The sequence below is a fragment of the Tritonibacter litoralis genome (assembly GCF_009496005.1).
In the GTDB taxonomy this organism is placed as follows: Bacteria; Pseudomonadota; Alphaproteobacteria; order Rhodobacterales; family Rhodobacteraceae; genus Epibacterium; species Epibacterium litoralis.
In genome coordinates this window covers 688,126-708,918 of sequence record NZ_WIBF01000001.1, presented here as the reverse complement: position 1 = coordinate 708,918, position 20,793 = coordinate 688,126, and the positions used below count along the sequence as shown (strand labels likewise).

At 56.6% G+C, this 20,793-nt stretch carries 20 protein-coding genes; 14 read left to right on the top strand and 6 right to left on the bottom strand.

The annotated features are described in order from the left end of the window. Positions 1–121 precede the first annotated feature (121 nt). From GFB49_RS03445 to alr, 4 genes are read right to left on the bottom strand one after another with little or no spacing between them, the layout of a single operon-like run. Positions 122–508, bottom strand: coding sequence for a hypothetical protein (locus GFB49_RS03445; protein ID WP_153214371.1), 387 nt, complete (start codon positions 506–508; stop codon positions 122–124). After that, positions 509–1,255, bottom strand: a complete 747-nt coding sequence (locus GFB49_RS03440) for an ABC transporter ATP-binding protein (protein WP_153214370.1) — start codon at positions 1,253–1,255, stop codon at positions 509–511. Beyond that, positions 1,252–2,034 (bottom strand): MlaE family ABC transporter permease, encoded by a 783-nt coding sequence (locus GFB49_RS03435; RefSeq protein ID WP_153214369.1) that lies wholly within the window; start codon positions 2,032–2,034, stop codon positions 1,252–1,254. The genes GFB49_RS03440 and GFB49_RS03435 overlap by 4 nt, the downstream gene beginning before the upstream one ends. Before the next feature lie 8 nt (positions 2,035–2,042). Further along, complete coding sequence (gene alr, locus GFB49_RS03430; RefSeq protein ID WP_153214368.1) at positions 2,043–3,095, bottom strand: alanine racemase; 1,053 nt, start codon at positions 3,093–3,095, stop codon at positions 2,043–2,045. 129 nt (positions 3,096–3,224) lie between these two features. Between alr and GFB49_RS03425 the strand changes: the two genes are divergently transcribed. The 3 genes from GFB49_RS03425 to GFB49_RS03410 all read left to right on the top strand — a co-directional run bounded on the left by GFB49_RS03425 (position 3,225) and on the right by GFB49_RS03410 (position 6,807). Continuing rightward, positions 3,225–3,431, top strand: a complete 207-nt coding sequence (locus GFB49_RS03425; protein ID WP_153214367.1) for a hypothetical protein — start codon at positions 3,225–3,227, stop codon at positions 3,429–3,431. A gap of 979 nt (positions 3,432–4,410) precedes the next feature. Beyond that, entirely contained in the window at positions 4,411–5,493 is a 1,083-nt protein-coding gene (locus GFB49_RS03415) for an alpha/beta hydrolase (RefSeq protein WP_153214365.1), read from the top strand. Between the two features lie 510 nt (positions 5,494–6,003). Continuing rightward, positions 6,004–6,807, top strand: a complete 804-nt coding sequence (locus tag GFB49_RS03410; protein ID WP_153214364.1) for a VPLPA-CTERM sorting domain-containing protein — start codon at positions 6,004–6,006, stop codon at positions 6,805–6,807. 305 nt (positions 6,808–7,112) lie between these two features. Here the strand turns inward: GFB49_RS03410 and GFB49_RS03405 are convergent, their stop codons facing one another. Together GFB49_RS03405 and GFB49_RS03400 are read right to left on the bottom strand one after the other, a co-directional pair. Beyond that, a complete protein-coding gene (locus tag GFB49_RS03405; protein ID WP_194269248.1) occupies positions 7,113–8,624 on the bottom strand; it encodes a replicative DNA helicase in 1,512 nt (503 codons plus the stop codon). Between the two features lie 111 nt (positions 8,625–8,735). Continuing rightward, positions 8,736–9,227: a MarR family winged helix-turn-helix transcriptional regulator gene (locus tag GFB49_RS03400; protein ID WP_153214363.1), complete on the bottom strand. Its 492-nt coding sequence runs from the start codon at positions 9,225–9,227 to the stop codon at positions 8,736–8,738. A 79-nt stretch (positions 9,228–9,306) separates the two neighbouring features. Between GFB49_RS03400 and GFB49_RS03395 the strand changes: the two genes are divergently transcribed. From GFB49_RS03395 to kdgD, 11 genes are all read left to right on the top strand, one after another. Then, a complete protein-coding gene (locus GFB49_RS03395) occupies positions 9,307–10,197 on the top strand; it encodes an EamA family transporter (RefSeq protein WP_153214362.1) in 891 nt (296 codons plus the stop codon). A gap of 150 nt (positions 10,198–10,347) precedes the next feature. Then, positions 10,348–11,508, top strand: a complete 1,161-nt coding sequence (locus GFB49_RS03390) for an ABC transporter substrate-binding protein (protein WP_153214361.1) — start codon at positions 10,348–10,350, stop codon at positions 11,506–11,508. Between the two features lie 58 nt (positions 11,509–11,566). Continuing rightward, positions 11,567–12,637 (top strand): FecCD family ABC transporter permease, encoded by a 1,071-nt coding sequence (locus GFB49_RS03385; RefSeq protein WP_153214360.1) that lies wholly within the window; start codon positions 11,567–11,569, stop codon positions 12,635–12,637. Next, positions 12,634–13,407 carry an ABC transporter ATP-binding protein gene (locus GFB49_RS03380; RefSeq protein ID WP_153214359.1) on the top strand — a complete coding sequence of 258 codons (774 nt, stop codon included), beginning with the start codon at positions 12,634–12,636 and terminating at the stop codon, positions 13,405–13,407. The genes GFB49_RS03385 and GFB49_RS03380 overlap by 4 nt, the downstream gene beginning before the upstream one ends. Next, entirely contained in the window at positions 13,391–13,864 is a 474-nt protein-coding gene (locus tag GFB49_RS03375; protein ID WP_246149582.1) for a pseudoazurin, read from the top strand. Before GFB49_RS03380 ends, GFB49_RS03375 begins: the two co-directional genes overlap by 17 nt. Positions 13,865–14,617: 753 nt before the next feature. Continuing rightward, positions 14,618–15,595: a TRAP transporter substrate-binding protein gene (locus GFB49_RS03370; protein ID WP_214644930.1), complete on the top strand. Its 978-nt coding sequence runs from the start codon at positions 14,618–14,620 to the stop codon at positions 15,593–15,595. 76 nt (positions 15,596–15,671) lie between these two features. Beyond that, on the top strand, positions 15,672–16,187 hold the full coding sequence (locus GFB49_RS03365; RefSeq protein WP_153214358.1) for a TRAP transporter small permease: 516 nt from the start codon (positions 15,672–15,674) through the stop codon (positions 16,185–16,187). Further along, on the top strand, positions 16,188–17,465 hold the full coding sequence (locus tag GFB49_RS03360; RefSeq protein WP_343032455.1) for a TRAP transporter large permease: 1,278 nt from the start codon (positions 16,188–16,190) through the stop codon (positions 17,463–17,465). A gap of 3 nt (positions 17,466–17,468) precedes the next feature. Further along, positions 17,469–18,263, top strand: a complete 795-nt coding sequence (locus GFB49_RS03355; RefSeq protein ID WP_153214356.1) for an NAD-dependent epimerase/dehydratase family protein — start codon at positions 17,469–17,471, stop codon at positions 18,261–18,263. A gap of 85 nt (positions 18,264–18,348) precedes the next feature. Next, complete coding sequence (locus GFB49_RS03350; RefSeq protein WP_153214355.1) at positions 18,349–19,869, top strand: aldehyde dehydrogenase (NADP(+)); 1,521 nt, start codon at positions 18,349–18,351, stop codon at positions 19,867–19,869. Between the two features lie 16 nt (positions 19,870–19,885). Next, positions 19,886–20,791 (top strand): 5-dehydro-4-deoxyglucarate dehydratase, encoded by a 906-nt coding sequence (gene kdgD / locus GFB49_RS03345; protein WP_153214561.1) that lies wholly within the window; start codon positions 19,886–19,888, stop codon positions 20,789–20,791. Positions 20,792–20,793: the final 2 nt, after the last annotated feature.

Genomic DNA, 20,793 nt, shown 5'->3' with positions numbered 1-20,793 from the left:
TTTCATGGATGGTGTCGTTCAATTCAGTCTCAAACTTTGTCACCGACACGTACCACCGGGTACATCAGTGTGGCAACAGTGACGGGCCGACCTCAATGAGGTGCGCCATGCGTTTCTTATCTTAAGGCCAGGTTAAGCCACCGTGCCTGACACTCACAAACGCCATATAACTATAAGGGATAATTGAAATTCCCCACAAACAAAGCGCCAGAACAATGCGTTTCTTTGCATATCCCTTCTGAAGTAATCTCAGCAGTTCAATTGTGCCGCGGACGTAGCAGGCAGTTATGAGTGCCATGAGAAGAAAGCCGGGTAGCCCAAAAAAGTGCGGCATTGGGTCGATGACGAGAATGTAGTAGAAGCAGAGCGTCAGCAAAGGCCAGAGGGCTTTTGTGACAAAAGACCGTTGAGCCGAGCCCTTATGAGGGATCTTTTCAAGCACGATGAAGTACAGCAAGATAAAAAACAAAGGGCTCCAGAGGAACGCGAAGAAGAGGCCCATTGTCATCTACCGCACCGCTTCAATCGGCCCCTCTGCGCTGCCGGAGATGAATTGCTCCACGTAAGGGTCTCCGGATGCATCCATTTCTGCCACCGGGCCGGTCCAGCGGATTTTGCCTCCGTGGAGCATGGCAACATTGTCGGCAATTGCGCGCACCGAGGTCATGTCGTGGGTGATGGTCATGGCGGTGGCGCCCATTTCGACCACGATCTCGCGGATAAGGTCATTGATGACCCCGGACATGATTGGGTCCAGCCCGGTAGTGGGCTCATCGAAAAAGATGATCTCGGGCTCGGCGGCGATGGCGCGGGCAAGGCCCACGCGTTTTTGCATGCCGCCGGAAAGCTCCGCCGGAAACCGGTCGGCGACGTCCGGTTTCAGACCCACACGGCGGAGTTTTTCAATGGCGATCTCGCGGGCCTCGTCACGCGGGCGGGCGAGGGAGCCGCGCAGCAGGCGGAAGGCCACGTTTTGCCAGACGGGTAGGGAGTCAAAGAGTGCCGCGCCCTGGAACAACATGCCAAAGCGTGCAAGGAAAGCGTCGCGGTCGGCTTTGGTCACGTCCTGACCGTCCACTAGGATCTTGCCGCTGTCGGGGGTGATCAGGCCCAGGACACATTTCAGCGACACGGATTTCCCGGTGCCGGAGCCGCCGATGATCACCATTGAGGTGCCTTTTGCGATCTCAAGATCAAAGCCGCGCAGCACCTGATTGTCGCCAAAAGTTTTGTGGACGTTTTCCAGACGGATCATAGCGAGAAGAACATCCCTGTGAGTACGAAATTGGCGGCGAGGATCAGCACGGCTGCGGCTTCGACCGAGGATTTGGTAGCGCGGCCCACGCCTTGCGCTCCGCGGCCCGATTGCATACCGTAATAGCAGCCCATCAGGGCGGCGATGACGCCAAAGGCAGCACCCTTGGTAAGCGAGGACATGATGTCGAGCCATTCGAGGAAATCGACAGTGTTTTTCAGATAGGCGGCGGGGTTAAAGCCGAGGTTCTGCGTGGCCACCACATAGCCGCCCATGATGCCGATGATGTCGCCCACGCCCACCAGCAGCGGCACGGTCAGCAGCGCTGCCAGCACGCGGGGCGCGACCAGGTATTTCATCGGGTTGGTCGAGAGCGTCACCAGGGCGTCGATCTGCTCGGTCACTTTCATGGTGGCGATTTCGGCTGCAATCGATGAGGTCACGCGGGCGGCAATCATCAGGCCTGCAAGCACGGGGCCGAGTTCACGCACCATACCGATGGCGACGATCTGGGGCACCACCGCTTCGGCGTTGAACCGCGCGCCGCCGGAATAGATCTGCAGCGCCAGCGCGCCGCCGGTGAAAATCGCGGTGAGGCCAACCACCGGCAGGGACAGCCAGCCCACCTGCAGCAGCGCCAGAAGAAACTCGCGCGGGTAAAAGGGCGGGCGCAGCATGTGGCTGAAGCTGGAGGCGGCAAAGCGCGACACACGCCCCACCGAGGCCAGCGTCGAGAGCACCGCGCGACCAAGCTGCGCGAGAAGGAGAGCAGGCGACATGGGGGGATTTAACCTTTGTAGGTCCGGGCGTAGCGGTGACCCAGCGACGTCAGGATCTCATATCCGATGGTGCCTGCGGCATCTGCCACCACATCCACGGTCTGGACCTCATTGATCAGCGACAGGCTGGCGGGCACCTCGGCAATATCGGTGACATCCACGGTGATTAGATCCATCGAGACGCGGCCCACGACGGGGCAGGGCGTGGCCTCGGCAAAGACTTGAATGCCGCCAGCGCCCATATCCAGATTGCCCATCGCGCGGATCAGACCATCGGCATAGCCGGCGGCGACGGTGGCAATGCGGGTCGGGCGCTGGGCGGTCCACATATTGCCATAGCCCACGGTTTCTCCAGGCACCAGATCGCGGGTCTGAATGACGGGCAGGTCCAAGCGCACCACGGGCATCGCCTGGGCAAAGGGCAGGCCGCCATAAAGGCCGATGCCCGGACGACATAGGTCAAAGTGATAGTCGGGCCCCAGCAACAGCCCGCCGGTGGCCGAGAGCGACCGGGGCACTTCGATGCCGTCGGTCATGTCGCGGAACATCTTTAGCTGATGGGCGTTCATCCCATGGCCGGGTTCATCGGCGCAGGCCAGATGCGACATCAACAGAACCGGACCCTGACCCAGCGCGATATCGCGCACCGCGCCCCATTCCGCAGGCTCCATGCCCAGACGGTTCATGCCGGTGTCCAGCTGCACCCCAAAGGGATGGCCGGGCAGATGTTCGAAATGGCGCAAGAGCTGATCCAGCGAATTGACCATCGGGGTCAGCTGAAACTCTTGCAAGAGCTTGGTGTCGCCGTCCATATGGCCCGAGAACACCGAAATACCGGGGCCAGCCCCCAAAGCGCGGCGCAGGATCACGCCTTCCTCAGCCGCCGCCACAAAGAAATTGCGCGCGCCCGCTGCTGCCAAAGCCTTGCCCACGCGGGTCACATCCAGCCCATAGCCGTTGGCCTTGACCACCGCAGCGGTCTCGCAATTGGTTTTTGCATCCAAAGACCGCCAGTTGGTGACCAGCGCGTCCAGATCGATTGTCAATTTTGCCGTACTCATGCGCCGTTCATGACATCTGCGCCGGACAGGTCAAGTGGGAAAGTATTGCAGGCGCATGTTGCGCGGGGATTTGTGATCCTTCCCCCCAGACGTGCTCCTCTGCGATGTTTAGGAAAACGGAGCAAGACCATGGCAGACAAGCGCTCCAGGCCAGAGAAAATTGTCACGAAGTTACGGCAGTTTGAGGTTCTGACGGAGCAAGGCAAGCCGCGTCCGGATGCGATCCTGCAGATCGGTGTGACTGAACAAACCTATTATTGCTGGAGTGCAGGCGGACAAGAAAAGACCCCGGTGAGGCGTTTCCCCGCCAAACAAGTAAATCGGAATTGGAGGTAGGGGATTAATCAAAAGTACTGAAACACCTTCAGAATTAGCGCCGGTCAAGTAAACGATTTGGGGGATCGATTGTCAGGCGGGACAGCGAATGGTTGAGAAAGACAGTATCGGATCCGACTTTGAGCAAGCTGAACCGATCAACACAGCGAAGGCTGCCAAATGGTCGCGCAGATGAAGAGCGGTGGGTGGCCGACGTGATCGATCTTACTCGGCAATTTGGCCAATACGATTACCGTCGGACCGCAGCGCTGCTGAGGGATGCAGGCTGGCATGTGAATGACAAGCGGGTCGAAATGCTGAGGCAACGAGCGCGCGGAGGATCAGAAAACAGTCTGGGGTACTGTTTTCCCGACCATCCTGAAAGTACCAATGAAATACCCTAAAAAGGGCGATCCTGGCTGACCCTCTCTCATGGTTTGCTCTGCAAACCGCTGCCGGGCAATGGATGGGACGCGTGTCCGGCTTTGGCCTGAGCATAGAAACCATGTTTGATCGTAGGACTTTGTGCATTGCCGAACTGAGTTGCAAGGAACAGGACGTGATCCGGTGGATCATTTACCCGGAAAACGGAAAGGCGCTTGGCCCTCTCCACATCATCGATAACGTTAAGCGACGTGTTCACTTTACGCGGTCTCCCACCGGTCATTCGTTTGGACAACAGCCCAGAATTTGTCGCTCACGCCGTGCAGGATGGATCAAGGCCAATCATGCACCAACAGTCTAATTGGACGACGCAGGTGGGGCTGATCAGCATGACCTCTTCCAGAGTTGCACGGATCCTCATCAAATCTCTCAGAGTGGCGATGGAGGTTTGAGCCTCTGGATTATTTTTAATCGATAGAGACCGTTTTGTTGACCGCATTGTGGCGCGCGAAGCATAGTGAAGTGCGAGTCAAATCTCGGCAAAAAACGCCGGGTATGTTTTCAGTGACTATTAAAAGGACAGGATATTCCTTTGCGTTTACATCTAAAGCTTTTTATGGCCGTCGTTATTGGCTTTGGGGCCGCGTCCTGTAGCAAAGCACCGGATCTGGTTGGGGTTGATAATCTTGAAACTCCGGCGCTGAGCGTCCCTGCGGTTGATCGCCAAAGCATCTTCATTATGACCACACGTGAGGCAAGTGAGGCCGAAGGCGTGTTTTACGGGCCAGACCGCGCACCCGAATTGGGCTTTGCCTCGGTGGAGGTCACCATTCCGCCGACCCATGTCTCGGGCGAGATTGAACGCCCAAAGCGCCTGCCACCGGACCCACGTAAGGAATTTGCCGTGGTGTCGCCTATGGTCTATGAAGACAGCCGGATCTTTGCCAGCCGCGTCGACGCGGCTTTGGCCAAAAAACCTGCCGGGCAACGCCAGTTGCTTTTCTTTGTCCACGGTTACAACACCTCAATGAGCGATGCGATCCTGCGTCTTGCTCAGTTTGTCGAGGATACGGATTTCCAGGGCGTTCCTGTGTTGTTTTCCTGGGCTTCAGCAAATCAGATCTCCCGCTATGTCTATGACATCAACAGTGCGCTGGTGGCGCGCCCCAAACTGCTGGAGGCATCGCGGATCCTGCGCACGACAAATGCGGAAGGGGTCAATGTTTTTGCCCACTCCATGGGCACGTTTTTGACCATGGAAGCTATCGTCCACGCCAAGCTGAATGGGCTCTATGATTCAAATGTACGTCCGCGCGGTATTATCCTTGCCTCTCCAGACATTGACCTGAACCTGTTCCAAGCGCAGCTTTCTTATTTGGATGAAGCTGACAAAGACATCTATCTAATGATTTCTAAGGATGACAAAGCCTTGCGGATTTCGCAGCGGGTGTCAGGCGGGGTGAACAGGGTTGGCAATGCGGATGCATCGGACCTCGCTGGGCTGGGCGTTGATGTGCTGGACCTGAGCGCGGTTGACGATTCTGCCGCCGGTACACATTCCAAATTCGCAGGCTCGCCAGAGATTGTGCAGCTCATCGGCAATGGTCTTCAAAACGGGCAGTTTAACCAGCAAGCCCATACGCCCAGCCTTTACGAAATTCTGGACGGCGTGCCCATCGTGCGGGTGTTTACTCCGTAGCCTGGCCGCATTCGCCCGGAGAGGTCCGCTTGTAACATTCCTGACGCAACCCTTGGGCAGCGTTTGATCCTTCTGGGGCGTCAGGGTGTTTTTTGGTGTTGAAACATTGGTTGCAGGCTTTGTTCCCGGGTTTTGATCTGAGGGTAATGGCCCGAGAGGAAGGACCAGCGCGTCCGGATCGACGGGTTGTTTTGCCGTACTCATGCGCTGTTCCAGGCTTGCCGCACGCTCGGGTCAAGTGGGAAAGTTCCGCGCGCGCGGGTTGAGCGGGGATTTGTGTGGCGTCCGGTCAAAACGGCAAGTTCAAATAGCGGCGAGAGAACATGCCCTATGTCCGAAGGACGATGAGAGATTTAAACACTCAAAATCCAGAAATTGATCAAGTTTAGCTGAAAGTGAACTTTCCCCTTGTAAATTCTACGGTCGCGCGAGATAAATCTGCAACGTGCTCGCGCGAGATGAATCTGCCAATAGGCAAGCGTCTAGAAAATATCTGGAGGCGTGCCTGGGGTGTTTATTGATTTTAAGTTTGTTTCCCACTTTGTAGTATACGGAAAACATAATATGAAGACACAAGCCGCAGCGATTTCTTTTGCTTCCTTAATGTTCGCGACCTCAGCTTCCGCCGCATCGATAACCTTTGAAGACATTGCAGGGATGCCACCTGTAGATGGGTTAGAAATTACCAATCAATTCGCAGCTACGGCAGGCGTGACTTTTGGGTTGATCGACGGGTCAACAGGAAGCGCGCTTGCGCAAGGACCCGTTTTGGCCGAGGTCGGAGGGCCTGGAACTGCATTCGGTGGTTTTGGTGGTGGCGGGGATACAATTGCCCCTGGAAGCGCAGCCCAAATTGGAAATTTCTTTTTGACCGACGATGGTCTTGGGTCTGGGGGGTTAAGAAACCCCATTCTGGTGGCGGAATACAGTGTGGCGTCGTCCTTTATCTCTGCAGATATCCTGGACTTGGACTTCTCGGAAACATTTGAAATCAGATTTTATGACGCTGTTACCGGCGGTAATCTGTTGAACACGATTCTTCTCAGCGCGAGCTCGCCTAACACCGGAAATGGCGTTGCGACAACCGTAAACTATGATCACGGGGCGGCTGAAATTCTGCGGGTAGAGTTCGAGGGACGCAGCAACAGAGCTCCCACGATCGGTTTCTTCGGGCTTGGTTTCGATAATTTCAATTCAGGCGTTGAGATAGAACCGCTTCCGCCGTCCCCAATCCCATTACCGGCGGGTTTGCCGCTGATGCTGGCTGGTTTGGCCGGCTTCGGAGTTCTACGTGCGCGGCGTAAGAGTGCTTAAGTCCGCTTTGCGGTCTCATTAAGATGCCCTGCGTTCGCAGGGTGTTTTTTGGGGGGGGCACTTGGCTCCACTGCACAAGTCTGGTGTCGAAACAAATAGAGCGAGATACAGAGCTGCGATGATTTAAAACACCACAGCAAGGACCGGCCACCATGTCCTTCTTAGAGGGTTCTTGTCGCTGTACCAATAGTCTTGTGCAAAGGACTGGTCTGTCTCAGTGGAGTTTTGCCATCGAACGTAAACGATAAAAACGTAAAAGAGAAACGCCAAAGGAAGGGCCATCATGAGATGGCCGATCATAGCAATCAATACCCCTCAGGCTCCTGCTGCCAGGCTTTGGCGAGGTTGCCGAAGCGGGTGAATTGGGCTTCGAACGAGAGTTCAACCGTGCCGATGGGGCCGTGGCGTTGTTTGCCCACGATAACTTCGGCCTTGGCGTGGAGGCGTTCCATCGCGACCTTCCACTCTTCCATCTTGTCCAACTCGTGATCGCCGGGTTTTTCACGCTCTTTATAATATTCCTCACGGAAGACGAACATCACCACGTCGGCGTCCTGTTCGATCGAGCCGGATTCGCGCAGGTCCGAGAGCTGCGGGCGTTTGTCGTCGCGGCTTTCTACCTGACGTGAGAGCTGCGACAGGGCGATGACGGGGATGTTGAGTTCCTTGGCGATGGCTTTCATACCCATCGAGATCTCGGCGATCTCGTTCACGCGGTTGTCGGACATGCCGCGGCAGAGCTGCAGGTAGTCGATCACCAGAAGGTCCAGCCCATGGGTCCGTTTCAGGCGGCGGGCGCGGGCGGCGAGTTGCGAGATCGGGATCGCGGGCGTGTCGTCGATGAACAGCGGGCAGCTTTCCAGATCCTTGGCGGCCTGCACAAACCGGCGGAACTCACCCTCGGTCATGTCGCCCTGGCGGATCTTGTGGCTGGAAATCTCGGACGCCTCAGCCAGGATCCGGCCGGCCAGCTGTTCCGCCGACATCTCGAGTGAGAAGAAGCCCACAACGCCGCCGTCCACGGCGCCTTCGCTGCCGTCGGCCTTGGTCCCGCGCTTATAGGCTTTGGCGACGTTAAAGGCGATGTTGGTCGCCAGCGAGGTTTTCCCCATGGAGGGACGCCCCGCCAGGATCAGCAAATCCGAAGGGTGGAGGCCGCCGAGTTGTTTATCAAGGTCGGCCAACCCGGTGGAGATCCCCGCCATGCCGCCGCCGCGCTGATAGGCTTCGTTGGTGACATTCACCGCCTCGGTCACGGCTTTGAGGAAGGATTTGAACCCGCTTTCGGTCTGGCCCTGTTCGGCCAGGGAATAGAGCTTCTGTTCGGCGTCGACGATCTGTTCCTTGGGCTCGGAGGCCACATTCACCCGCCGCGCCTGATCGGCGATGGAATTGCCAAGCGCGATCAGTTCGCGCCGGATTGCGAGGTCATAGATCATCTGCGCATAGTCGCGCACCGCAAAGGAGGAGATCGAGGCGCCGGCGAGTTTCACCAGATAGGCGGCCCCGCCCAATTCGCGCAGGCCGTTGTCATCCTCCATAAACGCCTTGAGCGTCACCGGAGAGGCCAGGGCGTTTTTGGAGATTCGCGCGGCGGCGACCTCAAAAATCCGGGCATGGACCGGGTCATAGAAATGGCCCGAGTTGATGGTCATCGCGATGCGGTCGTAGACGTCGTTATTGGTGAGGATCGCGCCCAGAAGCTGTTGTTCTGCTTCAATAGAATGGGGCAACTCGTTTGTGGTGGCACCGCTGGTGTCTTCGCCCATTGGAGCGGGCAGCGGCGCGTCGCCGTCAAATGATCTGATCTCGTTCATGCTGTGCTGTCCCGCCTGCCGTGCCTCTGGGCTGATGTTGTACCCCAAGCGCTGCGGAACGCGCAATCTGGATATCCTGTGGATAAGGTGTTGGGCGCGGCAAGGCGCTGATTAATCCGGCTCTGCTAGGGACAGGAGCGCTTGGTCCATGAGTTGGTTTAATGTGGACTGATCGCTGGGTGACAGGGCCTGGACCAGTTGTTTCTGAACCACCACGTGATCGGTGATGGCGGCATCGATTTTCTCCTTGCCGCGCGGAGTCAGCTGCACACGGATGCTGCGCTTGTCCACGGGGTTTGGGACGCGCGCCACCAGACCTTCCTTTTCAAGCTGGTCGATGCGGTTGGTCATGGTGCCCGAGGTGACCATCATCGTTGCCAGCAGTTGGTTCGGTGACAGCGCATGGGGCGGGCCCGACCGCAGGAGCGTGGCCAGAACGTCAAAGCTGGCAAAGTTGAGCCCGTGTTTGGCAAAGGTTTTGCCCATCTCGTCGTTGAACAGGGCGGACAAACGCACCACCCGGCCAATCAGCCCCATAGGACCTGTGTCTATGTCGGGCCGCTGCTTGGCCCATTGGGCCCGGATGTCTTCGATATCAAACATGCGGACAGTGTGATGGGTTTTTTATCTTGACGTCAAGTTAAAAGCATTTATCTCTACGTCAAGATAAAAGGAGACGCTTATGTCGCGCCCGTCTGACCTCGCCCTGACCGCTTTGGCCCCGTTGATCTGGGGCAGCAGCTATATTGTAACGACGCAGTTCCTGCCCAATTTGGACCCGCTGACGATTTCGGTGCTGCGGGCGCTACCGGCCGGGCTTTTGCTGCTGTGTCTGGTCCGCCAGCTGCCGCAAGGCCATTGGATCTGGAAAATGTTTGTGCTGGGGGCGCTGAATTTTGCGGTGTTCTGGTCGTTGCTGTTTTATGCGGCCTATCGGTTGCCGGGTGGCGTTGCGGCTGTGATGGGGGCCTTGCAGCCCTTTGTGGTGATCTTTGCCGCGCGGGTCTTGTTGGGGTCTCAGATCAAACTGCTGTCTTTGGTGTCCGTGGCCGCTGCGGCGGCGGGTGTGGCGCTGCTGGTGCTGACGCCGCAGGCGGATCTGGATCTGTGGGGCGTGGTCGCCGGTCTTGCCGGGTCTGCGTCTATGGGGCTGGGCACCGTCTTGAGCCGCAAGTGGCAACCGCCCGTATCGGCATTGACCTTCACCAGCTGGCAATTGACCGCCGGAGGGCTGCTTTTGCTGCCGTTTGCGCCTTTTGCCCCCACGGATTTGTCAAGTGTCACCATCGAAAACGCCCTGGGCCTTGCCTATCTGGGGCTGATCGGCGCGGGGGTGACTTATATTATCTGGCTGCGGGGGATCCGCCTGATCCAACCGGCGGCTGTCTCCTTGTTGGGTCTGCTGAGTCCCCTGAGCGCGGCGATTTTGGGCTGGGTCATCCTGCAGGAAAGCCTGACTGTGATGCAGAGCATCGGCATGAGCACTGTGCTGCTGAGCGTTCTGGTGGGTCAATATGCGCTGAGAGGTAAGGCCAAACTCCCACGCCCCACTACGTCTGCTTTACGGGCGTAAATCAGGCGCAATCGGGATAGGGCGGGGCAGCGAGACGGCGGCAGGGGTGCGCGGACATAAATTATTCCGACTTTTTTAATCGGAGTTACTTGCGCTCTCAAATCATCAAACATATGAGAGGTTTTGTAACAATCCAAACGGAGACCGCTTATGTCGTATTCGACAAAACTCAGCGGCTTCCTTGGTGCAATTGCAGCCAGCGCAACCTGCCTTGTGTCAGCCACCGATGCTCAAGCCGAAGCCTTGACCTTTACCGATATTGCAGGACGTCAAGTGACGCTTCCTGAAATGCCCGACAAAATCATCCTTGGCGAAGGCCGCATGATGTACGGTATTTCCGCCGTCGTCGGCGACAACCCGTTTGAAAAGATCGTCGGCTGGAACGACGATTTGATTCAGTATGACCCCGATGGGTTCCGCAAGTTCCAGACCGCCTTCCCGGAAGACACTGCGCGGATGATCAGCTTTGGCAACCCCTACGCCGGCGACTTCAGCATCGAAGCGGTATTGGAAAGCGAAGCCGATCTGGTCCTTCTGGAGGCTGGCAGCCTGTTTAAGGCCGAAGAAACGGGTTTGATGGAGAAGCTGGGTGCCGCTGGCGTACAGGTTGCATTCATCGACTTCCGCCGCAACGCAACCGAGAACACGGTGCCATCGCTCCTGCTGCTTGGTCGTGTTTTTGGAGCAGAAAAACGCGCGTCAGAGTTCATCGATTTTTACATGGCTCAGATGCGTCGCGTGACCAATGTTATCGACCAAATCCCGGCGGAAGAGCGCCCGCTTGTTGTGGTTGAAAACGCAGCCGGTTGGCAGGTCGATTTCTGCTGCTGGTCGTTTGGCCCATATAATTATGGCCGTTTTGTTGAACTGGCCGGGGGCACCAACTATGCCTCGACCTTGGCCAATGCGTATTCCGTGACACTGAACCTTGAGGGTGTGATCGAAGCCGATCCAGCCCATATCGTTGCCACTGGCGCGAACTGGGCCGAAGCTCGTCCTGAAGTGACCTCAGTTCTTCTGGGCTATGAAGCCACCGAAGAGGCCAATGCAGATCGTATCAAAGCGCTTGCGGCACGCGACGGGTTTGCCGAATTGTCAGCGGTTCAAGCGGGCAATTACCATGCCATCTTCCACCAGTTCTACAATTCGCCCTACCATTTCATCGCGATCCAGCAGCTGGCGAAATGGTTCCATCCCGATGATTTCGAAGATCTGGATCCTTGGGCCAATTTCCAAGAGCTTCACGCGCGCTTCTTGCCGTTCGAAGCGGACGGTACATTCTGGATGTCTGCACCCGCAGCCCAGTACTGAATGCAGCCGACCTGCAAGCGCAAGCCTGCGGGTCACTTCTCCTTTTCAGGTTTGAAATATGTCTGATCAAACACTCACCCTGGCTGCCACGGATCTTGTGAAAGATTACCGCAGCCGAAATAGCCGCAAACTGTTGATGGTGCTCGCCGCATTGGTCGCGCTGGTCGCGCTTGTGGTCCTCGACATTATCACGGGGCCTGCAAATTTGACCTTTGGACGCACGTTGCAGGTTATTCTGGATCCTTCCATCGCCACGCCCAAAGAAGACGTCATCATCTGGAAACTGCGCATGCCGGTTGCCCTGATGGCGGTGCTGGTCGGCGCGATGCTGGGCGTTGCCGGGGCCGAGATGCAGACCATCCTGAACAACCCGTTGGCCGACCCGTTCACCCTGGGACTTTCGGCGGCGGCCAGTTTCGGCGCTGCGCTTGCAATCGTTCTGGGGTGGTCGATTGTGCCTGGTGTTGGCGGTTTGTTTGTCACTGTAAACGCGTTTGTGTTTGCCCTGGGCGCATCTGCGGCGCTCTATTTATTCACCAAGCTACGTGGGGTGTCGCCCGAGGGGATGATCCTTGTTGGGATCGCGATGCTCTTTACCTTCAATGCCTTGCTGGCGTTTCTGCAATACGGAGCTTCCGAGATGCAGCTGGCGCAGCTCATCTTTTGGCAGCTTGGATCCTTGTCACGCGCCACATGGGACAAGGTCATGATCTGCGCGGTTGTGCTGGGGGTTCTTTTGCCGTGGTTTTATAGCCGTGCATGGGCGTTGACCGCCCTGCGCATGGGCGAAGACAAAGCCGCAGCCCTTGGTGTGAACGTTGGCCTCCTAAGGGTTGGGGTCCTGGCTGGGGTGTCGCTTCTTGCGGCGGTGGCTGTGTCCTTTGTTGGCGCCATCGCCTTTGTCGGGCTTGTTGGTCCGCATATCGCTCGCATGATTGTTGGCGAAGATCAGCGCGGCTTCTTGCCGCTGGCGGCCCTCTGTGGGGCTTTGATCCTGTCGGGCACGTCCATTGCTTCAAAGGCGATCACCCCTGGTATCGTTTATCCGATTGGCATGATCACCTCGCTGATTGGCGTCCCGTTTTTTATCCTTCTGATCCTTGGGCAGCGTAAGAGGCACTGGCAATGACTGGTTTAAGAGCAGACGGCCTGTGTTTTGCATATGGCGCGCGCAAAGTGTTGAACAACGTCAGTTTCAACGCGCTTCAGCCCGGCAAGCTAACGGCGCTTATCGGCCCGAATGCGGCCGGTAAATCAACGCTCTTTCGGGTGATGGCGGGGCTTTTAAAGCCTCAATCCGGCAAAACCTATCTGGACGAGACAGATCTGGATACGCTGAGCAGCCGCAAGCGTCTGAAGCGTATCTGTTTTATGCCGCAGTTCTTTGCGGCCAATGCGGCGTTGACGGTCTTTGACGTCGTAATGATGGCCCATAAACAGCTCGAAGGTTGGCGTGTGAGCGAAGAAGACATGATCGCTGTTGCCCGCGCGTTAGAGGCGGCTGGCATTGCGCACCTGTCTGAGGCCTACATCAGCGATTTGTCGGGCGGGCAGTCGCAGATGGTTTCGGCGGCTCAGGCGCTTATTCGGCGCTCGGATGTATACCTGTTTGACGAACCAACCTCGGCGTTGGATCTGCGCCATCAAATTTCCGTCCTGGATCAAATCAAAACGGCGGTTGCCACGCGCGGTGCGGTTGGGATCGTGGCTTTGCATGATTTGAACCTGGCCGCCCGTTTTGCTGATCATCTTTTGTTGATCGGCAACGGGTGCGTTCTTGCCCAGGGCGCACCCGATGAAGTTCTGCGGTCTTCTGCGATTTCCAAAACCTATGGGGTCGAGATCGAGATCTCCACCGGCCCAAGAGAGGACTTACTTGTTCATGCTTACGCGTCGTAGTTTTACCCTTTCAATGGGCGCCTTGATGAGTGCGGGTGCGGCCATGTCTTGCCCTGTACCTGTACCGGCTGGCAAATCGCATTCTGTCTTGATGCTGAACACAGGCTGTGGTGATCCAGATATGCCGAACGTGTTCGAACCGGCCCTGTTGCGCATAAATGTCGGAGACACAGTGACCTTCCTGGCCACGGATGACGGTCATAACTCGGCCTCCAAACGTGGCATGATCCCCGAAGGGGCCGAGCCTTGGAACGGCGCAGTTGATGAAGAACTGACAGTCGAATTCACGGTGCCCGGCATCTATGGCCACATCTGTGTGCCACATTATGAATGGGGCATGGTTGGATTGATTGTTGTCGGGGGAGACATGCACAATTTGGCCGCTGCAAAGAAAGTGCGCCACCCCGGTACGGCGCGCAAAGCCTTTCGAACGCTTCTGGACAAGCTTGAGGCCTGAGCGATGGATTGTGCCCTGTGAAGCTGGCTTGGGCTCTGACGACTGACAAACCAAAGATCGAGCTGAGACACTCGTAAAAAATCGCAACAGTGGTTACGCACAAGCGCTCCAATGGCCGGGGTCTATGCCGTTGCCCATGGAGCTTCCTAGTGGCAGGTGGACATTCGCTCGGATACGGCAAAACGGGTGCAGGGCTGACGTCGGCTGTAAAGCGTGTGGATGGCTCCACAGGTCTGTAAATACCCTCTGTTCAAAACGCCCGAACCTTGCGGATCGGGGGGCTGATTGCTCGATTCTGAATTTCTCGCTCGGGCGGCCCATCGCTTCATGGGCACATAGGCATAGGCTTTGCGTCGGGGCGCTGTGGTCTGATTGCACCTGCACGTCGTGTTCCTGAGCCTTTTGCGCCTCTTGATTGGCTTGGCTTTGATGCGGCTGCGGTGGCCTCTATCGACTTCATTCGATGAGCGTTCGCGGGGCAAAGCCTATTCTGTGTTTGATCAACGCAAATGACATGAATGTTATCATACAACTTTGGGGATTTCTGGATCGGATACCGGTGATTCATCACGAATCTGATGATGAGTCGGTGGTTTGTGCAGAAATCCATTGCCTGATTTTTGTGATTTAGGGGTCTAGCGCACGAATTTTCTTCGATTTTATGCGTTCCCGGCCGCCTGTTGACAAGTTGCGGGAATATCTGTCATACAAATTGTGCAGCCTCGCGTATGGGGCTTTAGGGAGGAAATTACTATGCGTGAAATGATATTGTCCACGGTCGCGGCGGTCACGTTGGTCGCTGCACCGAGCGCGACTTTGGCTGGGGACTGGAAGGGGTGGTCGATCCATCCCGAGGATTATCCCAACACAGTTGCAATGCAGGCTTTTGCGGAGAAAGTGGCTGAGGTTACCGATGGGCGTGTTACGCCAACAGTCTATGCGGGTGGTGTTCTGGGCAGCCAACCGGACGCGATTGAACAGGTGCGTGCGGGTGCGTTGGAATGGGCAAATTTCAATATGGGCCCGATGGGAGAGATTGTTCCTGCGACCAATGTCTTGTCGCTGCCATTTGTCTTTCGTGATGTGGATCATATGCATGTGGCGATGGACGGTGAGGTGGGCGACCAATTCTCTGCTGCATTGAGTGAATCGGGTCTGGTGGCCTTGTCCTGGTTCGACAGCGGATCGCGCAGCTTTTACAATAGCAAGCAGCCTATTGCAGAGCCGGCCGATATGAATGGCATGAAATTTCGCGTCATGAACAATGACTTATATGTCCAGATGGTGTCGCAACTGGGAGGGAACGCGACGCCGATGGCCTATGGCGAAGTTTACCAGTCCTTGCAAACCGGGGTGATTGACGGGGCTGAGAACAACTATCCTTCCTTTGAAAGCTCGGGTCACTTTGAAGTGGCCAAATATTACTCGATTACAAACCACCTGATCATTCCAGAGTGCCTTTGTGTCTCGACCATCGTGTGGGACCAGGTGTCTGAGGATGACAAGGTTGCTATTGCGGCGGCTGCACAGGAAGCAGCTGAGATCCAGCGCGACCTTTGGGCGAAACGAGAGCTGGCCAGCCGCGAAAAAGTGGAAGCCGCAGGGGCCACAATCAACGAAGTTAAGGACCCGTTGGCCTTTCAGGCTGCAATGGAACCGATTTACGCGAAGTTCATCGCTCAGAACCCCGCACTTGAAAGCCTAATCGCAGATATTCAGTCTGCCAAATAACGGCTTTCAGGTCCCCAGAGCGGCCAGCCCGTAAACTGGCCGCTCCCCTTGTTCGACAGTGGGCGAAAGAGAGAAAATGTATCATCAAGCTTCAGGATCGGGGCCGGTATTCCGGGTGTTGGATGGCTGTGCGCGGCTCTGCATTGCGATTGCAGGTGTAAAACTTGTTTCGTTGATTGCCATCTTCGGCTGGCTGGTTTTTGGCCGGTACGTATTGAATGACACGCCAACATGGGTGGAACAATTGGCCCTGGTGCTTGTGGTCTGGATCACCTTTCTGGGGGCCGCGGCCGGTGTCTGGTACAAGGATCACTTGTCCATTGATTTCATCCGAGAGGGGTTTCCAGGACCTGTGCGTACGCCTTTGCGCTGGCTCGCGGTCTCTGGTGTTGCCGCTTTTGGTGCGTTTCTTGCCTACCAAGGCTATGTGCTGGCGGACAAAACCTGGCCGCGCATCATCCCAATGTTGGGAATAAACGAAGGCTGGAGGGCGGTGCCGATGTCTGTTTGTGGCGCGCTGACTGTTGTCTTTTCAATCTATCACATGACCCTTCTGGCACAGGGTAAACCTTTTGACGCGGGAGCTAAGTAAGTGGGCCTTACCGTTCTTTTTGGCATATTTGCCCTTGGGCTGTTTTGCGGGATGCCTGTGGCTTTTGCACTGGGACTCGCGGCCGTTGGGGGCTTCCTGTATGAGGGTCTTCCGCTCTTTATCGGGTTCCAGCGGATAATGTCGGGCATTTCTGTGTTTTCGCTGCTGGCCATCCCGTTTTTCATTTTCGCCGGTGAATTGATGATGCAGGGCGGTATTGCCAACCGTCTGGTGCGTTTGGCGGCCTCGGCAGTTGGGTCAATCCGAGGGGGGCTGGGGGTGGTCAATGTCCTGTCTTCCATGCTCTTTGGGGGGATCTCCGGCTCGGCTGTTGCAGATACCTCTGCTTTGGGCTCGATCCTGATGCCGGTCATGAAAGACAAAGGCTATGATGCCGACTACGCCGTCAACGTAACCGTGACCTCTTCGGTTGCCGGCGTTGTGATCCCGCCCAGTCATAATATGATCCTCTATGCTGTCGCGGCAGGTGGGCTGTCGGTGTCCAAATTGTTTATTGCGGGGATCGTGCCTGGCGTTCTGATGTGTCTGTGCCTTGCGCTTGTGGCCTATTGGGTCGCGGTGCGTCGCGGATATCCCGCCGAAACCTTTCCGGGCTTCAAAGCACTGGGCATCGCAACCATTGTCGCGTTGCCAGGGCTGATGACTGCGGTGATCATTGTGGGCGGAGTTTTGTCCGGGGTTATGACGGTGACAGAATCTGGTGCCTTTGGCGTGATCTGGGCATTGCTTGTCACCACATTGGTCTACCGCGAGCTGACGTGGGATGCGTTCAAACGCGCCGTGGTGACCTCTGTTCGGACCACCGCCTTGGTGATGATGCTGGTGGCTGCGGCGTCTGCGTTCTCATACCTTTTGGCCCTTTATCGTGTTCCGGATCTGCTGGCGCATGCGGTGACCGTCCTCTCTGACAATCCGTTTGTGATCCTTTTGATGATCAATCTGATCCTGCTGTTGCTGGGGATGATCATGGATATGGCGGCGCTGATCCTGATTTGCACACCGATCTTCCTACCAGTTGTCGTCGGCCTTGGAATGGATCCGATCCAGTTTGGTGTAATCTTGATGATGAACCTGGGTTTGGGCCTGTGCACACCGCCTGTTGGCGCTTGCCTCTTTGTCGGCTGCGTTGTGGGGAAGGTGCGCATCGAAGACGCGGTCAAGACGATCTGGCCGTTTCACCTGGCCATTCTCGCTGCACTGCTGTGCGTCACTTACATTCCGGCAGTGTCCATGTTCCTGCCAAACCTTATGGAGTAACCTATGCTAAACCGCCTTTTGATTACCGGGGCCGCAGGCAATTTGGGCCGAATGAGCCGCACGCGTCTGTCGCATTTGGCCAAACACATTCGCGCCACAGACATCGAGCCGTTTGAACGCCTGTCAGACCAAGAAGAGATCGTGACGGCCGACCTTGCTGATGCAACCGCAGTCACGCAGCTGGTCAAAGACTGCGATGCGGTGCTGCATTTGGGCGGCGTGTCGGTTGAGAAAAGTTATGAGCTGATTGAGGCCGCCAATCTTCGCGGGGTGCACAACCTTTATGAAGCGGCTCGGGCTCAGGGCATGCCTCGGATTGTCTTTGCCAGTTCCAATCATACAATCGGTTTTTACCCGCAATCCCAACGGCTGACTGTCGATGCCCCCACGCGACCGGATGGATGGTACGGGGTGTCAAAGGTCTATGGCGAAGCGGTGGCACAGATGTATCACGCCAAATTTGGCCAAGAGACAGCGTTGCTGCGCATTGGCTCGTGTTTTGAAAAACCTGTCGATCGCAGAATGATGGCCACCTGGTTTAGTTATGACGATTATTGCCGCCTTATGGAACGTCTGTTCACCGTGCCAAAACTTGGCTGCCCGGTGATCTGGGGCGTTTCCAACAACAGCTGTGGCTGGTGGGACAACAGCCACATTGGCTGGCTGGGTTGGACCGCACAGGACAACAGTGAAATCTATCGAGCAGAAATCGAAACGCTGCCTCCGCGGCCTGCCGATGCGTCGGATGTGTTGTGGCAAGGAGGCAAGTTCACGGCAGATCCGATCATAAAAGACTGATCGTTCTACTTTCACTTGAAACACCGGAGCAGGGGATCCCCCGCTCCGGATGGCGGAGCTATGTCCGCCAAAGCGGAGAATTGCAATGAGTTGGACACCACATGGAATGCACCTGATCGCGGGAGATTGGGTTGAAACACAACGCCGCTTTGCCTCTGAGCCGGTAGAAGGCGCGCCACAGGCGTTTTGCCTTGGCTCAGTGGCGCTTGTGCAAGAGGCATGCGAGGCGGCAGAGGAAGCGTTTTGGTCCTTTGGCTACAGCAGCCGGGAGGGACGTGCTGCGTTCCTGGAACAGATCGCCACCGAGATTGACGCGCGCCTGGAAGACATCGCTGTGATCGGGCGACAAGAAACGGGCCTGCCTGATGCCCGGATGCGCGGGGAATGTGGGCGCACAACAGGGCAGTTACGGCTTTTTGCAGAGCATATTCGCAAGGGGACATATCTGGATTTGCGCCACGACGAAGCGCTTCCGGATCGAGCGCCTCTTCCCCGTCCTGATTTGCGGATGATGCAGCGACCGATTGGCCCGGTTGCCGTGTTTGGCGCGTCCAATTTTCCGTTGGCCTTTTCGGTCGCAGGTGGCGATACCGCCGCAGCCCTGGCAGCGGGCTGCCCGGTTGTGGTCAAAGGGCATTCTGCCCATCCGGGCACCAGCGAAATTGTGGCAGAGGCCATACATGCGGCGATCAAAATCTGTGATCTTCACCCGGGTGTTTTCAGTCTGATTCAAGGCGGGAACCGCGAAGTGGGCGCTGCCCTTGTTCAACACCCTTTGATCAAGGCAGTGGGTTTTACAGGATCACTTGCTGGTGGGCGGGCGCTTTTTGATCTTTGTGCCCAACGGCCTGAACCGATCCCGTTTTTTGGCGAGCTTGGAAGCGTCAACCCGATGTTCATCCTGCCCGAAGCAGCTGCAGCACGCAGCGAAGAACTTGCATCTGGCTGGGCGTCTTCCTTGACGCTGGGGGCGGGTCAGTTTTGCACAAATCCAGGCATTGCAATTGTCATGGAAGACCATGCCAAAAGCTTTGCTGACGCGGCCTTGGCCGCGCTGGAGCAGACGCCGGAACAGGTGATGCTCACACATGGCATAGCCTCTGCATACCGGGATGGATGTGTGCAAATGGCGTGTCACGAAACCGTCCATACGCGTTTGACTTCAGCCAGTGTCTCGCGCAGCGCAACGCCACAGCTGTGCGTGGTGAAAGGGGCCGATTGGCTGGCCGCGCCAGACCTCGAAGAAGAGGTTTTTGGCCCCCTTGGTTTGATCGTCACCGTGGCTTCGGCAGATGAAATGATGAAGATCGCGCGGCATTTCAAAGGGCAGCTGACGTGTACGCTCCATTTGGACAAGGGCGACACAGAGCTGGCACAACGCTTGATGCCAGTCTTGGAGCGCAAAGCAGGTCGCATCCTCGCCAATGGCTTTCCCACCGGGGTGGAGGTCAGTGACACGATGGTCCATGGCGGACCTTATCCTGCCTCAACCAATTTTGGTGCGACCTCGGTTGGAACGCTTTCTATTCGTCGGTTCTTGCGCCCGGTTTGCTTTCAAAACATTCCAGCAGAGCTGTTGCCTGCTGACCTTGTAACCCCTGAATAACAGGAGAAAAACGATGATGACTCCCATGGAAATCAAAAATGCACTTGGGGCGGGTTTGCTGTCTTTTCCTGTGACCCATTTTGGTGATGACGGACGGTTTCAGCCGGACAGCTATCAGGCACATGTCAATTGGCTTGCGGGTTTCAACGCGCCGGTTCTGTTTGCGGCGGGTGGGACAGGAGAGTTTTTCTCTCTGTCGGCATCTGAGATCACGCATGTCGTCGCCGCAGCCAAGGAAAGCGCTGGGGACACGGCCATTGTCTCTGGATGTGGCTATGGAACGGAGATGGCGATTGAGATTGCGCAATCCGTCCAAAAGATCGGCGCAGATGGTATTTTGCTGTTGCCGCATTACCTGATCGATGCCCCGCAAGAGGGCTTGTATCAGCATGTCAAATCCGTCTGCCAATCGGTGGACTTTGGGGTCATGGTTTATAATCGTGACAATGCGGTGCTAGAGCCCGATACATTAGCGCGCCTTTGCGATGAGTGCCCAAATCTGATCGGGTTCAAGGATGGCACGGGTGACATTGGCCTGGTCCGTCAGATCACCGCCAAGATGGGGGATCGCCTGACGTACCTCGGCGGGATGCCCACAGCGGAACTTTTTGCCGAGGCCTACTTGGGGGCCGGGTTTACCACTTATTCCTCAGCGGTATTTAACTTTGTTCCGGGGCTCGCCACCAAGTTTTACACGGCCCTGCGGGCGGGCGACCGGGCGACCTGCGCGACAATTTTGAACGACTTCTTCTATCCCTTCATGGAGCTGCGCAACCGGCGCAAGGGCTATGCCGTTTCCGCCATCAAGGCGGGGGTGCGGTTGGTTGGATTTGACGCGGGCAAAGTGCGTGCGCCCCTGGACGATTTGACCAAAGAAGAAGAAGCTATTCTGCAAAAGATCATCGACGCCAACGCAGACTGAGG

What these genes read in the sequence shown, in the direction of transcription:
- GFB49_RS03440 (WP_153214370.1), bottom strand. Translation starts at nt 1,255, where the DNA reads ATGATCCGTCTGGAAAACGTCCACAAAACTTTTGGCGACAATCAGGTG.
- GFB49_RS03370 (WP_214644930.1), top strand. Translation starts at nt 14,618, where the DNA reads ATGCGTGAAATGATATTGTCCACGGTCGCGGCGGTCACGTTGGTCGCT.
- GFB49_RS03365 (WP_153214358.1), top strand. Translation starts at nt 15,672, where the DNA reads ATGTATCATCAAGCTTCAGGATCGGGGCCGGTATTCCGGGTGTTGGAT.
- GFB49_RS03355 (WP_153214356.1), top strand. Translation starts at nt 17,469, where the DNA reads ATGCTAAACCGCCTTTTGATTACCGGGGCCGCAGGCAATTTGGGCCGA.
- GFB49_RS03435 (WP_153214369.1), bottom strand. Translation starts at nt 2,034, where the DNA reads ATGTCGCCTGCTCTCCTTCTCGCGCAGCTTGGTCGCGCGGTGCTCTCG.
- GFB49_RS03400 (WP_153214363.1), bottom strand. Translation starts at nt 9,227, where the DNA reads ATGTTTGATATCGAAGACATCCGGGCCCAATGGGCCAAGCAGCGGCCC.
- GFB49_RS03390 (WP_153214361.1), top strand. Translation starts at nt 10,348, where the DNA reads ATGTCGTATTCGACAAAACTCAGCGGCTTCCTTGGTGCAATTGCAGCC.
- GFB49_RS03350 (WP_153214355.1), top strand. Translation starts at nt 18,349, where the DNA reads ATGAGTTGGACACCACATGGAATGCACCTGATCGCGGGAGATTGGGTT.
- GFB49_RS03415 (WP_153214365.1), top strand. Translation starts at nt 4,411, where the DNA reads ATGGCCGTCGTTATTGGCTTTGGGGCCGCGTCCTGTAGCAAAGCACCG.
- GFB49_RS03425 (WP_153214367.1), top strand. Translation starts at nt 3,225, where the DNA reads ATGGCAGACAAGCGCTCCAGGCCAGAGAAAATTGTCACGAAGTTACGG.
- GFB49_RS03445 (WP_153214371.1), bottom strand. Translation starts at nt 508, where the DNA reads ATGACAATGGGCCTCTTCTTCGCGTTCCTCTGGAGCCCTTTGTTTTTT.
- kdgD (WP_153214561.1), top strand. Translation starts at nt 19,886, where the DNA reads ATGACTCCCATGGAAATCAAAAATGCACTTGGGGCGGGTTTGCTGTCT.
- GFB49_RS03385 (WP_153214360.1), top strand. Translation starts at nt 11,567, where the DNA reads ATGTCTGATCAAACACTCACCCTGGCTGCCACGGATCTTGTGAAAGAT.
- alr (WP_153214368.1), bottom strand. Translation starts at nt 3,095, where the DNA reads ATGAGTACGGCAAAATTGACAATCGATCTGGACGCGCTGGTCACCAAC.
- GFB49_RS03395 (WP_153214362.1), top strand. Translation starts at nt 9,307, where the DNA reads ATGTCGCGCCCGTCTGACCTCGCCCTGACCGCTTTGGCCCCGTTGATC.
- GFB49_RS03375 (WP_246149582.1), top strand. Translation starts at nt 13,391, where the DNA reads ATGCTTACGCGTCGTAGTTTTACCCTTTCAATGGGCGCCTTGATGAGT.
- GFB49_RS03380 (WP_153214359.1), top strand. Translation starts at nt 12,634, where the DNA reads ATGACTGGTTTAAGAGCAGACGGCCTGTGTTTTGCATATGGCGCGCGC.
- GFB49_RS03405 (WP_194269248.1), bottom strand. Translation starts at nt 8,624, where the DNA reads ATGAACGAGATCAGATCATTTGACGGCGACGCGCCGCTGCCCGCTCCA.